Annotated in this window: 11 protein-coding genes; 6 read left to right on the forward strand and 5 right to left on the reverse strand. The window is 66.3% G+C overall.

The genetic code is table 11. The features are described 5' to 3' along the window. The 5 genes from HH308_RS10885 to HH308_RS10905 all read right to left on the reverse strand — a co-directional run bounded on the left by HH308_RS10885 (nt 1) and on the right by HH308_RS10905 (nt 6497). A complete protein-coding gene (locus tag HH308_RS10885) occupies nt 1-1230 on the reverse strand; it encodes a sarcosine oxidase subunit beta family protein (RefSeq protein WP_170194224.1) in 1230 nt (409 codons plus the stop codon). Beyond that, nucleotides 1227-2546 carry a serine hydroxymethyltransferase gene (glyA, locus tag HH308_RS10890; protein ID WP_170194225.1) on the reverse strand — a complete coding sequence of 440 codons (1320 nt, stop codon included), beginning with the start codon at nt 2544-2546 and terminating at the stop codon, nt 1227-1229. Before glyA ends, HH308_RS10885 begins: the two co-directional genes overlap by 4 nt. A gap of 122 nt (nt 2547-2668) precedes the next feature. Beyond that, nucleotides 2669-4165: an aminobutyraldehyde dehydrogenase gene (locus tag HH308_RS10895; RefSeq protein WP_170194226.1), complete on the reverse strand. Its 1497-nt coding sequence runs from the start codon at nt 4163-4165 to the stop codon at nt 2669-2671. Between the two features lie 26 nt (nt 4166-4191). Then, on the reverse strand, nt 4192-5073 hold the full coding sequence (gene dapA / locus HH308_RS10900) for a 4-hydroxy-tetrahydrodipicolinate synthase (protein ID WP_170194227.1): 882 nt from the start codon (nt 5071-5073) through the stop codon (nt 4192-4194). Nucleotides 5074-5111: 38 nt separating this feature from the next. After that, nucleotides 5112-6497 carry a flavin monoamine oxidase family protein gene (locus HH308_RS10905; RefSeq protein ID WP_170194228.1) on the reverse strand — a complete coding sequence of 462 codons (1386 nt, stop codon included), beginning with the start codon at nt 6495-6497 and terminating at the stop codon, nt 5112-5114. Between the two features lie 127 nt (nt 6498-6624). On the opposite strand from HH308_RS10905, the gene HH308_RS10910 reads away from it, so the two are divergent. The 6 genes from HH308_RS10910 to HH308_RS10935 all read left to right on the forward strand — a co-directional run bounded on the left by HH308_RS10910 (nt 6625) and on the right by HH308_RS10935 (nt 14425). Beyond that, nucleotides 6625-7314, forward strand: coding sequence for a GntR family transcriptional regulator (locus tag HH308_RS10910; protein ID WP_376767211.1), 690 nt, complete (start codon nt 6625-6627; stop codon nt 7312-7314). Between the two features lie 237 nt (nt 7315-7551). Continuing rightward, the gene (locus HH308_RS10915; RefSeq protein ID WP_170194229.1) at nt 7552-8907 is read left to right on the forward strand and encodes an MFS transporter; all 1356 of its coding nucleotides are present in this window, start codon (nt 7552-7554) and stop codon (nt 8905-8907) included. Between the two features lie 99 nt (nt 8908-9006). Further along, complete coding sequence (locus tag HH308_RS10920; RefSeq protein ID WP_170194230.1) at nt 9007-9807, forward strand: metallophosphoesterase; 801 nt, start codon at nt 9007-9009, stop codon at nt 9805-9807. A 53-nt stretch (nt 9808-9860) separates the two neighbouring features. Then, nucleotides 9861-11852, forward strand: a complete 1992-nt coding sequence (locus HH308_RS10925; protein WP_312870531.1) for a putative nucleotidyltransferase substrate binding domain-containing protein — start codon at nt 9861-9863, stop codon at nt 11850-11852. A 201-nt stretch (nt 11853-12053) separates the two neighbouring features. Beyond that, complete coding sequence (locus tag HH308_RS10930; RefSeq protein WP_170194231.1) at nt 12054-13319, forward strand: aromatic ring-hydroxylating oxygenase subunit alpha; 1266 nt, start codon at nt 12054-12056, stop codon at nt 13317-13319. Further along, complete coding sequence (locus HH308_RS10935; RefSeq protein ID WP_211188389.1) at nt 13319-14425, forward strand: FAD-binding oxidoreductase; 1107 nt, start codon at nt 13319-13321, stop codon at nt 14423-14425. Before HH308_RS10930 ends, HH308_RS10935 begins: the two co-directional genes overlap by 1 nt. The last annotated feature ends 45 nt before the right edge of the window (nt 14426-14470 follow it).

Below are 14470 nucleotides of genomic sequence, written 5' to 3' on the forward strand. Positions count from 1 at the left end.
TCAGTGGGCGACGCCGGCGGCGCCGTGCTCGTCGACGAGCGCGCCGGTGATGAACCGGTCCAGGCTGAACGGCTCGATCAGTTCATGCAGACGGTCGTTGGCGATGGTGTCGGCCAGACACCAGCCGAGCCCCGGAGTGACCTTGAATCCGCCCGTGCCCCAACCGGCATTGAGATACACGTTCTGATACGGAGTACGCCCGACGATGGGCGACGCGTCTGGGCACACGTCGACGATGCCCGCCCAGGTGCGCAGCAGGTGCGCCCGCGCGAACACCGGGAACAGTTCGACGGCAGCGGCCATCTGTCGTTCGATGATGTGGAACGCGCCGCGCTGGCCGTATCCGTTGTACGAGTCGATGCCGGCGCCCATCACCAGTTCGCCCTTATGCGCTTGGGACACATAGACATGCACCGCGTTGGACATGACGATCGTCGGGTGGATCGGCTCGAGCAACTCGGAGACGAGTGCCTGCAGCGGGTGGCTCTGCAGGGGCGTGCGGATGCCCAGTCGATCGGTCAGCGTCGAGGTGTGCCCCGCCGCGCAAAGGGCGACCTGTCCCGTTGCGATCTCACCGCGGGTGGTCGCAACCGCGGTGACCTTGTCGCCGTCGGTGACGAATCCGGTGACTTCGCAGTTCTGGATGATGTCGATGCCCGCGGCGTCGGCCTGACGAGCGAAACCCCAAGCGACATAATCATGTTTGGCGATTCCGGCGCGCGGCTGATAGGTCGCGCCCAGTACCGGGTAGCGGATGTCGTCGGAGATGTTGACGATCGGGCAGATCTCCTTGACCTGCTCGGGTGACACCCACTCGGCGTCGATTCCGTTGAGCCGGTTGGCTTCTACGCGGCGCACGCTGTCGCGGACATCCTGCAGACTGTGCGCCAGGTTCAGCACGCCGCGCTGGCTGAAGAGGATGGGATAGTCGAGGTCGTCCTCGAGGCCCTCCCACAGCTTGAGCGCGTGCTCGTAGATGCCAGCGCTCTCGTCCCACAGATAGTTGGAGCGGATCAGCGTCGTATTGCGCGCCATGTTGCCGCCGGCGAGCCAACCACGTTCCAGCACAGCGACATTCGTGATGCCGTGATTGCGGGCGAGGTAGTGGGCGGTGGCCAGTCCGTGCCCGCCGCCGCCGACGATCACCACATCGTAGGACTTGCGGGGCTCGGGATTGCGCCACAGGAACGTCGGGTGGTCGGGCAGGTGGGCGCCGGGTGGGGTGGTCATCGGCCGAACTCCGTCAGGTTGGGGTACAGCGGGAAGCGCTGGGCGAGGGCATCGACGCGGTCGCGCAGGGCGTCGAGCGCGGCGTCGTCGTCGGGAGTGGTCTGCAGTGCGGTCGCGATGACGTCGGCGACTTCGGTGAAGGCCTCGGCGTCGAATCCGCGGGTCGCCAAAGCCGGTGTGCCGATACGTAATCCGGAGCTGACCATCGGCGGGCGCGGATCGAAGGGCACGGCGTTGCGGTTGACGGTGATGCCGACTCGGTGCAGCAGATCCTCGGCCTGCTGTCCGTCGAGCGGCGAATCGCGCAGATCGGCGAGGACCAGGTGGACGTCGGTGCCGCCGCTCACGACGTTGACTCCGGCGGCGCGCGAGTCGTCGCGCAGCAGGCGCTCGGCGAGGATCTGTGCGCCGAGCAGGGTGCGCTGTTGGCGTTCGGCGAACTCCGGGGCTGCCGCGAACTTGAATGCGACGGCCTTCGCGGCGATGACGTGTTCGAGCGGTCCGCCCTGCTGGCCGGGGAACACCGACGAGTTGAACTTCTTGGCCAGGTCGGCGTCGTTGGAGAGGATGATGCCGCCACGCGGCCCGCCGAGCGTCTTGTGCGTCGTCGAGGTGGTGACATGCGCGTGCGGCACCGGTGACGGGTGCAGTCCGGCGGCGACGAGACCGGCGAAGTGCGCCATGTCGACCATCAGGTACGCGCCGACCTCGTCGGCGATCTCGCGGAACCGGGCGAAGTCGAGCTGGCGTGGGTAGGCGGACCAACCGGCCAGGATCAGCTTCGGCTTACGCTCGCGGGCGACGCGGGCCACCTCGTCCATGTCGACGCGATGGTCGTCTTCGCGGACGTGGTAGGCCGCGACGTCGTAGAGCTTGCCGGAGAAATTGAGCTTCATGCCGTGCGTCAGGTGCCCGCCGTGCGCGAGCGCCAACCCGAGGATGGTGTCGCCCGGCTGCAGCAGCGCGGCCATCGCGGCGGCGTTGGCCTGCGCGCCCGAATGTGGTTGCACGTTGGCGTATTTCGCGCCGAATAGTGCCGTGATGCGGTCGATGGCGATCTGTTCGATGTGGTCGACGTGCTCGCAACCGCCGTAGTAGCGGCGGCCCGGGTATCCCTCGGCGTACTTATTGGTGAGCACCGACCCCTGCGCCTGCATGACCGAGGTCGGGGCGAAGTTCTCGCTCGCGATCATCTCCAGGGTGTTCTGTTGGCGGTGCAGTTCGGCGAGGATGTGCTGATGGACTTGCGCGTCGGCGTCGGCCAGCGTTTCGGTGAGGGCGGTGACCGATGTCGCGGAGGAGAGAGTGGAGCTCATCAATGGTCCTGTCTGAAACATTAGTTGGTCGCTAACTAATATATTAGAGAAATGGTAGGGGTGCCCGAGCCTTCGCGTCAAGAGTTGCCGCAGGAGCGAAGACCCGGGCGGACGACGTCGCGTCAGCGACCGTGGTTATGCATCACGTGCTTGGTACGCGAGTAGTCGTCGAGTGCGTAGATCGAGAGGTCGCGGCCATAGCCCGAACCCTTGAATCCACCCCATGGCACCTCGTTGGCCAGCACCAGGTGCGAGTTGACCCACACGGTGCCCGCGTCGACGCGTGCGGCGACGTCGAGGCTGCGTCGCGCGTTCTCGGTCCACACCGAGGCAGAGAGTCCGAACGGGGTGTCGTTGGCGCGTGCGATCGCCTCGGCCTCGTCGTCGAACGTTTCGACGGTGATCACCGGCCCGAATATCTCCTCGCGCACACAATCGGCGCCGGCGGGGATGTCGGCGAGTACGGTCGGCGCGACGAAGTAGCCGGTGCCCTCGACGACGGCGCCGCCGGTCACGGCGGTCGCACCCTGCTCAGCCGCACGTGCGAGATGGGCCCGCACCCGGTCGAAGTGCGCTCTGGACACCATCGGTCCCACTTCGACGTCGTCGGCGGACGGAGTGCCGACGACGAGGTCGCGGACCTGCTCGGCCAGCAACTCGGTGAACTCTCGGGCCACCGACGATTCGACGAGGACGCGGCACGCAGCACCACATTCCTGACCGGCGTTGTAGAAACTCGCGACGCGTAGGGCCTGTGCCGTCGCGGGAAGATCGGCGTCGGCGAAGACGACGACCGGTGCCTTCCCGCCGAGCTCGAGGTGGACGCGTTTGAGAGTCTCGGCCGCCGTACGGGCCACCGCGCGACCGCTTCCGACCGACCCGGTCAGTGCGATCATGTCGACGTCGGGATGTGCGGCGAGCCGCTCACCGACCGTCGGGCCCGTCCCGGGCATGACATTGAGAACGCCCGCGGGCAGCAGATCGCCGACGAGTTCGGCGAACTTCAGGGTGGTCAGCGGAGTCTGCTCGGATGGTTTGATCACCACGGTGTTACCGGCGGCGAGGATCGGGGCGAGTTTCCACGCGGCCATCAGCAGCGGATAATTCCACGGGGTGATCACGCCGACGACCCCGAGCGGTTCCCGCAGCAGCACCGACAGATGATCTTGCGCGTAGTCGCCCGCGGCGAGCGTGGTGCCCGCGCGCACCGCTCCGGCCATGAAGCGGAAGGTGTCGATCGTTCCGTCGACGTCGTCACGCGACGTCGACAGCGGCTTGCCGGTGTTCGCCGATTCGAGGCGTACCAGCAGGTCGGCGTTCTCTGCGACGCGGTCGGCGATGCGGTACAGCACCTCCGCCCGCTCGCGCGGGACCGTGCGGCCCCAATCGAAAGCCGCTGCGCGGGCCGCGGTGACCGCGCGATCGACCTCGTCGACGCAGGCGAACGGAATCGCGGTGATGACGTCCTCGGTGGACGGGTCGACGATGTCGACGAGTTCACCCGCGGATTCGACGAAGGCGCCGTCGATGAACAGCCGGGCGGGCGGAAGCTCGGCGGCGGAGATCGGCGCCGCGTCGACGCGTCGAACGTCGACATCGGGGTGGGTGGGAGCAGACATGGGTGGGCCTCCGGGACGGTCGGGGTTCAGAGAAGTTCGTGTACGAGTCGGGTGATGCGGGCCGCGGTGTCGGCGTCGACCTCGTGCAGCGGCAGCCGCGGTTTGCCGATCGGGAAACCGGTCGCATTGACCGCGCATTTGACCGCCGCGATGAACGGTGCCGACATGATGGCGTCGACGAGCGGATACAGGTGGTCCCATTCCTTGCGGGCGCGCTCGAGATCGCCCGACTTCAGCGCGCGGTGAATGGACGTGAGATGCGCGGGAAACACATTGGCGGTTCCGGCCATCACACCTGCCGCACCCTCGGACATCGCCATCAGCCCCAGACTGTCCCAGCCGACGAAGGTCGAGATCACGTCGCCGTGGCGGTGGATGAGCTTGCCCGCCTGAGCCATGTCGGCGCTGGTGTCCTTGATGAATTCGATGTTGTCGACGTCGCGGGCCAACGCGCCGACGGTGTCGGGGTCGAGGTTGACGCCGGTGGCGTCGGGCAGGTTGTAGAGCATGATCGGAAGGTCGACCGAGTCGGCGACGGTACGCAGGTAGGAGACCGTTTCGTCGAGGGTGAGCGCCTCGTAGTAGGGCGCCACCACCATCAGCGCCGAGGCCCCGGCGTCCTGCGCGTGCTGCGACAGAGCAATGGCCTCGCGCGTGCTCACCGCCCCGGTCTGGGCGACGACGGGAACTCGTCCGGCGGTCTGGTCGATCACCGTTTCGACGACGAGGCGTCGTTCGGCTCCGGTCATCGCGGCGAATTCGCCGGTCGATCCGCACGCGACGACGCCGTCGACGCCGCCGTCGATGTTGCGGTCGACCACCGCCCGAAGCATGGTCACATCGATGTCATCGTCGGCGGTGAAGGGGGTGGCGAGCGCCGAGAGGACGCCGCTGAGCTGCAGGGACATGCTGGATTCTCCTTTGCGGTACAAGTAGCTTCGGTGGGTCAGTCGCCTGCGGCGACGCTGAGTTTCGGTTGGCTGCGCTGACGTTCTGTTGCGAGCACGCTCTGGACTTCCTGGGCCGCGCTGAGTGCCGAGCCGATCGCCGACTCGGTGTAGAGGGTTCCGAGGTAGTCGCCGGCGAGGAAGATGCGTCCGCCTCGTCGGGTGAGCGTCGGCTGTAGCTTCGCCCGGCCCGGGAACGAATACGGCGAGCCGTCCGCCCACTTGGCCACCGACGCCTCGACGACCTTGCCGGAGAAGTCTCCGAAGATGTCGTCGAGGTCGTCGAGGTAGGTGGCGATGATGTCGGCGTCGTCGACGTCGAGCAGGCGCCGACCGAGGCCAGCGGGGGAGAAGGTCATGATGCTGCCGCCGGGCTGCCGGGCGCGGTCGAAACTGCGCACGACATTCGCCGGGTTGATCACGACGTTGAACGATCGTTTCGGCGTGGCGATGGCGTACGAGTCGTCCCACACTTGCCGGGTGGTTTCGTCGGTGAGGAATGCCGCCGACACGTGCGGACCGTACTTGACCTGGCCGAGGGCCTCGCGGACGTCGGAGTCGATGTCGACCGCGATCCGATGGCTCACCGTCGCGGGGGTGGCGAGGACAGCGGTGCGGGCCTCCACCTCGTGGTCGATTCCGTCGCGGCGGTAGCGGACGACAACCGAGTGCGGTCGCTGGACCACCTCGTGGACCCGTGCGCCGAGTTGTAATTTGTCGCCGAGCGACGCTGCGATGGCTTCGGTCAGCGTCGACGGCCCGCCGACGATGTTCTTCGTCAGCCCCGCTCCGATGCCCCAGACCAGACTGAAGTACCCGACACCGGCACCGGCGGAGAGTTCGTCCATGTCGCCCGCCGACCGGGTGACGGTCGGTTTGAAGAGGGCCTCGACGTCGTCCGGTAGGTCGCCGACGTAGTCGGCGAAGGTTCGGTCGTTCATGAAGTCGTAGACGCGCTGCTGCCGTGCGCCTTCGGTTTCACCGGCACGGAGCCCGACGATCCGCGCGTACTTCGCGACGGCGAGGCCGACCTTCGCGCCGGTCTTGATGATGCCGACCCGCGACGACATCGGCATCGGTACCCGGAACGGGAACGTCTCGACGCGCTTGTTCAGCAGCAACTTGCCGTTCATCGACAGACCGGTCAGTGAGCCGGGGACGTTCATCGCGTCGATTCCGACATTGTCGAGCAGCCAGGCCGTCGAGGAGTTTCCGCCCGCGTAGACGTGTCCGCCCCAGTTGAGCCAGTACTGTCCGCGACGCTCGGAACGGACGCGTCCGCCGACGCGGCTGTCGGATTCGAGGAGCAGGGCGTCCCAGTGGCGCAGTCGCCATCCCGCCGCGAGACCTGCTACTCCGCCACCGATGATCACTACGTCTTTCATCGCGACACCCTTCTCTTGCCTTAGCCGATGTGTGAGTGCCATCACCGTACGATGTGATCACAAATCACGCAAGGAGGAGGTCGAGTCGGCTCCTGGGCGGATCGATCTGCGGGCTACGATTCAATCTGTGATCACAGGACGGGTGGAACCGACGCTGATGGCCGACCAGGTCTATGGGGTTCTGCGCGATGCGATCATGTCGGGTGAGCTGCCGGGCGGCGCGCGGCTACGGGTGCGCGACGTCGCGGCGCAGGTCGGAACCAGCGTCATGCCGGTGCGCGAGGCGATTCGGCGCCTCGAGGAGGCGGGGCTGGCTGAGCGGGTGCCGCACAAGGGCGCCGTGGTGAAGTCGGTGAGTGTCGAAGAACTCGTCGACATCTACGACGTGCGGCGACTGTTGGAAGTCGAAGCCGCGCGACTGGGAGTAGCGAGTATCTCGGCGGACGACTGTGATCGCATGCAAGTCGAATTCGAGTCGATGCGCGCGGCGATCGATCAGCGCCACGTCGTCGGGCACATCGATCGGGACGAGGCGCTGCTGGCGATTCTCTACCGCGCCGCAGGCAATCGGGTTCTGGTGGACACCATCGCCGGCCTGTGGAGTCACTGTCGGCTGTACAAGATCATGGGTGCGCATGCCGCTTTGGAGCAGGCCGCCGACGGCGACGCGCTGTGGCGGTATCAGGCGGAGTTGATCGACGCCGCTCGACGCCGCGACGTCGAGACTGCGGCGTCGATCACGGCGATGTCGATCACGGCCGTAACAGACCGCCTCCGCGCGGCGTTGGAGGCGGAGTCGGGCGTGCACGCCGACTGACGAAGACTTTCTCCCATCCCCTGGTCAGCAGTTCTGACCAGGGGATTTCGTCGTTTTCGGGGCGGGTGGTCCCAGGGCTGTCGTCGGCGTCGGCCGACATCTCCACTTGTGTAATCTGTGATCACATCTTAGTCTACTGAGACGCGCGTCACATCCCACCCTCAGTCGCCAGTTCCTGGAACCTAGGAGAAGTGCCATGTCATCGAGGCCTGTACACCACTGCGAGAGGTGCCGATAATGTCATCGATAGGAGATACCACCGCTGATCCGAGCGAATTGCCCGGCGAAGTGACCACCGAGGCGTACCGCAAGCGGTTCCAGATCCGGCTGATCGTCGTTCTGGTGGCGGGAATGCTTCTCGACGGCTACATCCTCGGCATCATCGGGCCCATCACCAGCACCATCGAACACGAAGTCGCCGGCATGACGACGGCCTGGATCGGGCTCGAAGCGGCGTCGGCTCTGATCGGCATCATGATCGGGTCGCCGATCGGCGGGTGGCTGGCCGACAAGCTGGGGCGCAAGCCGCTGCTGTTCTGGGACGTCAGCCTGTTCACGATCGCCTCGGCCGCACAGTTCTTCGTGGAGACCCCGACGGAACTGTTCCTGGTCAGGCTTGCGATGGGGATCGCCGTCGGCGTCGAGTATGCAGTCGGGTGGCCGCTGTTGGCGGAATTCGCACCGGCCCATCTGCGTGGCCGACTGCTGGGTTGCACGATCATCGCGTGGTACCTGGGCTTCTGTGTCGCCTTCGTCGTCGGCTACTACCTCGATCAGGCCGGGGTGAGCTGGAACATCATTCTGGGCACCAGCACCCCGATCGCCATTCTCATCCTCCTCGGCCGAATCGGTCTGCCGGAATCTCCGCGTTGGCTGTGGAGCAAGGGAAGAACGGCCGACGCGAAGGGCATCGTCGGGCGCTATCTCGACACCGACTACATGACGGACATGGTCAAGGCGAAGAGCGGCGGACCCGCGGGTAGCTTCGCGATGTTGTTCTCGCCGTCGATCTGGCGTTCCACCGTGTTCATGGCGGGCTTCTGGGCGTGTGCGGTCACGCCGTACTTCGCGATCGCCACCTTCGCCAACGATCTACTGACCGGATTCGGGTTGACCGGGCTGCTGGGCGGAATCAGTCTGTCGGTGTTCGCCCTGATCGGTGTCATCGTCACGACACTCATCGTCGACAAGGTCAGGCGTCGCACTCTCACAGTGCCGACGCAATGGATCGCGGGCGCTCTACTGGTCATCATCGGTCTTTGGGCGGGTGCGCCGCCGGTCGTCATGCTGCTGCTGTTCCTCGCGTTCTCCTTCGTCAACGCCATGTACAACGTGATGACCACCGTGTATCCGAGTGAGGTGTTCCCGACCGAGGTTCGCGGAATCGGAACCGGATTCTCCGCCGCCGTCAGCCGATTGGGTGCTGCCGCGGGCCTGTTTCTCATCCCGATCTCCCTCGAACATCTGGGATTTTCGACCACGATGTTCATCGCCGCGGTCATCGCCTTCGCCGGCGCTGCGCTCTCGCAGGTCCTCGCACCGGAGACCGGCGGCAAGAGTCTCAGTGAGATGGCCGAGAACTTCAGCCATTGAGTTGAGCCAGATTCTCGAACGACTCGGGCCACTTCGGGCGACACTCGAAGGGGCCCGGGTCGGTTCGGCGCCGACGCTTTCGAGGTAGAAGGAGACGCGATGGCAGTGCGTGTCGCCGTGATCGGCGATGTCGGGGGACACCGCGATGAATTGCGACGAGAGTTGTATCGGTTGGGCGCGACCGGGCGCGGGCGATTGCCCGACGATCTGGTCGTGGTCCAGGTCGGAGACCTGGTGCACCGCGGTCCCGATTCCGACGGCGTGCTCGAGCTCGTCGACCGGTATCTGTGGGCGCAACCCGAGCAATGGATTCAACTGATCGGCAATCACGAGGTCTACTACCTGCGCGAGCCGGTTTTCGACTGGTCGGAGCAGTTGGGCCTCGGCGCCCGACGTACCCTGCGCAGATGGTGGCGTGATGATCTCGCGCGGGTGGCCGTCGCCGTGCGCACGCCGGACGAAGACTTTCTGATCACTCACGCCGGGATCACCGAGTCGTTCTGGCGGGAGTACCTCGACGCCACCCCCGACGTCGTCGACGCCGCCCGGCGGATCAATGCGATGGCACGCGAGGGTTCCGCGGTCCTCTACGGAGGCGGAAGCATGCTGGGCGGCGGTCCGCCGAATCCGACGGTCGGTCCGATCTGGGCCGAACGTGGGTCCGAACTGTTGCCCGGATGGCGTGACACGACGATGCCGTTCAGTCAGATTCACGGGCACTCGGGTTCGCACGGTCCGTGCGACACTCCAGCGACCAGCTTCGACGCGCAGCGACATCACGAAGAGACGCGGCTGCTCGGCGGACGCGTGATCGGCGTCGACCCCGGACACGGGACGCGGCCCGAACCGGACTGGCAGGCACTCGTGCTGACGACGTCGGAGCGGCCGAACTGCGATTGAGGCGCGACGTCGAATCTTTGCTCCGCTTCCGTTCGAAAGGAATTCCGTTGTCGGTGGATGGAACAGATCCCGCCTCGCCGGCCGGTCTGGCTGATTTCCTGATGGGCTGTCGTCCGTTCGACGCACTGAGTCCGCAGCATCTTGCGATCGCCGTCGCGGCGGCGAGAGTCGACGACGTACCGGTCGGCGCGCTGGTGATCGACGCGTTCGCGCAACCGCCGACCGACATCTTCGTCGTCCTCTCCGGCGAGGTCGACGTCTGGCTCGACGCCGACCGCATCGGGTCCGGTCCGGGCGAGAAACTCGGTCCCGGCGACGCATTCGGATTCTCCGCCGCGCTGGCCGGCCGCGCATCGGGTCCGCGGGTGACCGCGCGGACCGCGGCCGCCGTCGCCCGGTTTCCGCTCGACGTCGTGATGCCCGCATTCGCCTCGCGTGACGGTGCGCGCTTCCTCGCCGACCACATCGCGCACGCTCGCCGTCTCGCGTCGGGGCCGCCGATGTTCACCGTCGTCGCCGACCTCGTGCGTACCGAACCGCTGCTCGTCGACGCCGCCGATTCGGTCGCCGAGCTGGCCCGGAAAATGACCGAGCGGAGCCTCCCGTATGCGGCCGTCGACACCGGCGATGGGCGGTTCGGCCTGGTCACCGACGAAATCCTGCGTCGACGGGTCATCGCCGAAGGGGTGTCTGTCGACTCACCCGCGTGTGATGTGATGATCCATCCCGCTCCGACGACGTCGGCGGACACGACGTCGGCGGACGCGCTCATCGAGATGCTCGACCACGATGTCCAGTTCCTTCTGGTGACCAGCGCCGACGGCGACCTGCGCGGTGCCGTCGGCGAGCGCGACTTCGTGTTCGCCTCGACAACCGCCGGGGTCAGCATCAACGAGCAGATTCGCCGCGCACACACCACGGGTGACCTCATCCTCCGAGCCCGGACGGTCCCCGCGATGCTTGCCGACATCCTCGAGCGCGGACTCACCGCCGACCGAGTGATCGCGGTCAACTCGGCGATAGTCGACTCGATCGTGCGGCGCGCGCTCACCCTCGTCTTCGACGCACACAGCGACCTGACGACCGACGCGTTCACCTGGCTGTCGCTCGGCAGCAATGGTCGGCGTGAAGCCGTGCCGTCTTCCGACGTCGACGCGGCGGTGACTTTCGACGACGCCTACGCCGACGACATCCCCCGCTACCGCGAGGTGTTCGGGGAGGTCGGAGAGGTGCTGACGCAATGCGGCATCAGCGTCGACGCGCATCGGGCGTTTCCGATGCATGAAGGCTTCTCGCGTACCCACTCGCAGTGGCGGGAAGCGGCCACCGGCTGGTTGGCGCGGCCGCAGGAGAATCAGGGCACCGTCATGGCCCCGCTGCTCGTCGACGCGCGGCCCATCTTCGGAGATCCCGGCCTGCCCGAACCCGCGCGTGTGTTCGCCGACTTCAACCGGCATCCGGCGACGATGGAGATGTTGCTCTACGAATCTCTCGCCCGGCGGGCGAAGATCAGCACGATGCGGGACAAGCTGGCGGGCCGGGGTGAGAACTTCGATGTCAAGGCACGCGGGCTGGCGCCGATCATTAACATCGCGCGGTGGTCGGCTCTGGGCGTCGGGTCCACCGAACTGCAGACCACCGACCGACTACGTGCCGCGGCCGGTTCCAGACTGCTGCCCCAACGTGACGCGACGCGGCTGATCGAAGCCTTCGAGACGCTGCAATTCCTCCGCCTGGAGCACCAGCTTCGGCAGGTCGAGGCGGGCCGCACACCCGACGATATCCTCGACCTCGACGAGATGTCGACCATCGACCAGAGTGTCGTCGACGGCACCGTGCGGGAGATCGCGGCGATTCAGAAGCGGATGGATCGTGTGGCGCACATGCACCCGGCGCAACTGTTGGCCGCGCAGCGTCAGCCGGTCGATTCGGAGTCCGATTCGAGTCGTGCGAAGGGCACGAAGAGTCCGGCACGCGTGGCGAAGGATCTCGCGGCGAGCGCGGGAATTCGCAAACCGGCCAAACGCGGTCGACGCTCGCAATAACGACTGGTAGACGCCAGAAATCGACTATTGACAGCGCCTCGCCGTTGCCTTCACACTGTTCCGTACAGCGAAATTGTTTCAAAGAATGCGACGATCGGCGAAGCTGCTCAGCCGCCGGTGGCCGACGTCGTCGCGCCCGAAGCCCCCGAGTCGATGCCCCGACTCGAAGCACTCACCTCGAAGCCCCCCAAGGAGTGACCTGTGACCCGAACCCTCGTCCGTGACCTCGACGTCGCCACCCTCGTCGCTCGCCGGACACCGGGATACAGCCTGGAAGCGCCCTTCTACACCAGCAGCGAGATCTACGACGTCGACCTCGACCTGATCTTCGGGCGGCACTGGATCTTCGTCGCCGCGGAAGCCGAGATCCCGGAGGAAGGCGACTACCTCACCGTCGACGTCGGGGCACAGTCGGTCATCGTGCTGCGCGACGACGACTGCGAGGTCCGCGCGTTCCGAAACATCTGCCGGCATCGCGGTGCGCGCCTGCTCGACGCGGGGTGCGGGTCGGTCGGCAACATCGTCTGCCCGTATCACCAGTGGACCTACGGCACCGACGGCTCGCTGCGCTTCGCCGAGGAACAGGCCGAACCGTTCGACAAGTCGCAGTTCGGCCTGCGAGCGGTGCACGCCAAGACCGTCGCCGGGCTGGTGTACATCTGCCTCGCCGACGAACCGCCGGTCGACTTCGACGACGTCGTAGCCATGATCGAGCCGTTCCTGCTGCCGTTCGACGCCAAGAATGCCAAGGTCGCCCACCAGACCGAGACGATCGAGGACGGCAACTGGAAGCTGGTGATGGAGAACAATCGCGAGTGCCACCACTGCGAGGCCAACCATCCGGAGCTGACCAGCGCCTATTTCCCGTTCAACCGCTTCGCCGCGCACGAGGTCCCGGTTCGTCAGCGACCGCTGTTCGATCGTTTCCAGACGGCCGCCGCCGCACTCGACGCGACCTGCGAGCTGGCGTCCTTTCCACGCGGTGACCGGCGGGAACTCGACACGCGGGTGTCGGGTTTCCAGATTCAGCATCTCCCGCTCGACGGTGTCGGAGCGTCGTACGGCAGCAACGGTGAAAGCCTGTGCAGTGTCCTGGTCAGCGACCGAGTCGACGTCAAGTTCGGTGACTTCTCACTGCACACGCAGCCCAATGCGTGGTTCCACTTCCTCGGCGATCACGTCACCGTGTTCTCCGCCCTGCCCGTCGGCGTCGACAAGACACTGGTCCGGACGACGTGGCTGGTGCACCAAGACGCCGTCGAAGGCGTCGACTACAACGTCGACGATCTGACACTGGTCTGGCGGTCGACCAATGACGAGGACCGTTCCCTTGTCGAGCGCACTCAGCGCGGTGTCACCGACCCCGGCTATCTGCCGGGCCGCTACTCGACCGTCGAGAACGACGTCGAATCCTTCGTCAGCTGGTACATCGGCCGGCTGGCGGCACTACTGCCCGGAGCCAACTGATGACGATCGCAGAATTGGAACGAATGGAAGCCGAACTGCTCGCACCGACGATCGTCGAATGCTGGAGCGAGGACAGCCGGGTCGAACTGACCTGTATCGCGGTGCGCGACATCACCCACGACATCAAGTCGTTCGTTTTCGCGCCGCCGCCGGGTCAGGTGTTCCGGCATGAGCCGGGGCAGTTCCTGACCCTGTGTCTGCAGATCGACGGCGCACACATCGAACGCTGCTACACCATTTCGTCGCCGCCGACCCGACCGCACCGGATCTCGATCACGGTCAAGCGTGTCCCGGGCGGTCCGGTGTCGAACTGGCTGCACGACAACCTGCGAGCCGGTATGTCGGTGCTGGTCGCGGCGCCCGGCGGAGCGTTCACGCTCACCTCGCCGCTCGCGCCGAAGTACCTGTTTCTGTCCGCGGGTAGCGGCGTCACGCCGCTGATGTCGATGACCCGGACCCTGGTTGACCTCGGCGCCGACGCCGACGTCGCCTTCGTGCACAGCGCCCGCACCCCGGTCGACATCGTCTTTCGACAGGAGCTCGCGGGGATCGCCGCTGACCAGGCCGGGATTCATGTCACCAACGTGTGCGAGGACCACCACCCGTCGGAGATCTGGACGGGACCACGCGGGCGACTGTCGACGGGCCTGTTGTCGGCGCTGGTCCCCGACCTGCACGAACGAATCGTCTACACCTGTGGCCCCGCACCGTATATGGCGTCGGTGCGGCAGATCCTCACCGACGTCGGGTTCGACATGGACCGCTATCACGAGGAGAGCTTCTCGTTCGACGTCCCGGTCAGCACTCCCGCGCCACCCGACGCATCGAGCGGGCCGGCCACGGTCGGGTACTCGGTCGAGTTCGTCAAGCGGGGCCAGACGATCACCTGCGGTCCCGACCAGAGTGTCCTCGACGCCGCGCTCGCCGCGGGCGTCCGACTGGCCTCGGCGTGCGGGCAGGGAATGTGCGGCACGTGCAAGGTCGGATTGCTCGACGGCGCCGTCGACATGGAGCATCAGGGCGGCATCCGGCCGCGCGAGATCCGCGACGGCAAGATCCTGGTCTGTTGTTCGCGGCCGCTAGGCGACCTCAAGATCGACATCTGATTCGACGGTGGTTCGTCGGGTCGGGTCGATCTGGCCCGGGCTAGC

It is taken from the genome of Gordonia asplenii, assembly GCF_012933505.1.
GTDB lineage: Bacteria > Actinomycetota > Actinomycetes > Mycobacteriales > Mycobacteriaceae > Gordonia > Gordonia asplenii.

Excerpts from the sequence above, each read along its gene's own strand:
- HH308_RS10885 (WP_170194224.1), bottom strand. The coding sequence starts at position 1,230 with ATGACCACCCCACCCGGCGCCCACCTGCCCGACCACCCGACGTTCCTG.
- glyA (WP_170194225.1), bottom strand. The coding sequence starts at position 2,546 with ATGAGCTCCACTCTCTCCTCCGCGACATCGGTCACCGCCCTCACCGAA.
- HH308_RS10895 (WP_170194226.1), bottom strand. The coding sequence starts at position 4,165 with ATGTCTGCTCCCACCCACCCCGATGTCGACGTTCGACGCGTCGACGCG.
- dapA (WP_170194227.1), bottom strand. The coding sequence starts at position 5,073 with ATGTCCCTGCAGCTCAGCGGCGTCCTCTCGGCGCTCGCCACCCCCTTC.
- HH308_RS10905 (WP_170194228.1), bottom strand. The coding sequence starts at position 6,497 with ATGAAAGACGTAGTGATCATCGGTGGCGGAGTAGCAGGTCTCGCGGCG.
- HH308_RS10915 (WP_170194229.1), top strand. The coding sequence starts at position 7,552 with ATGTCATCGATAGGAGATACCACCGCTGATCCGAGCGAATTGCCCGGC.
- HH308_RS10920 (WP_170194230.1), top strand. The coding sequence starts at position 9,007 with ATGGCAGTGCGTGTCGCCGTGATCGGCGATGTCGGGGGACACCGCGAT.
- HH308_RS10935 (WP_211188389.1), top strand. The coding sequence starts at position 13,319 with ATGACGATCGCAGAATTGGAACGAATGGAAGCCGAACTGCTCGCACCG.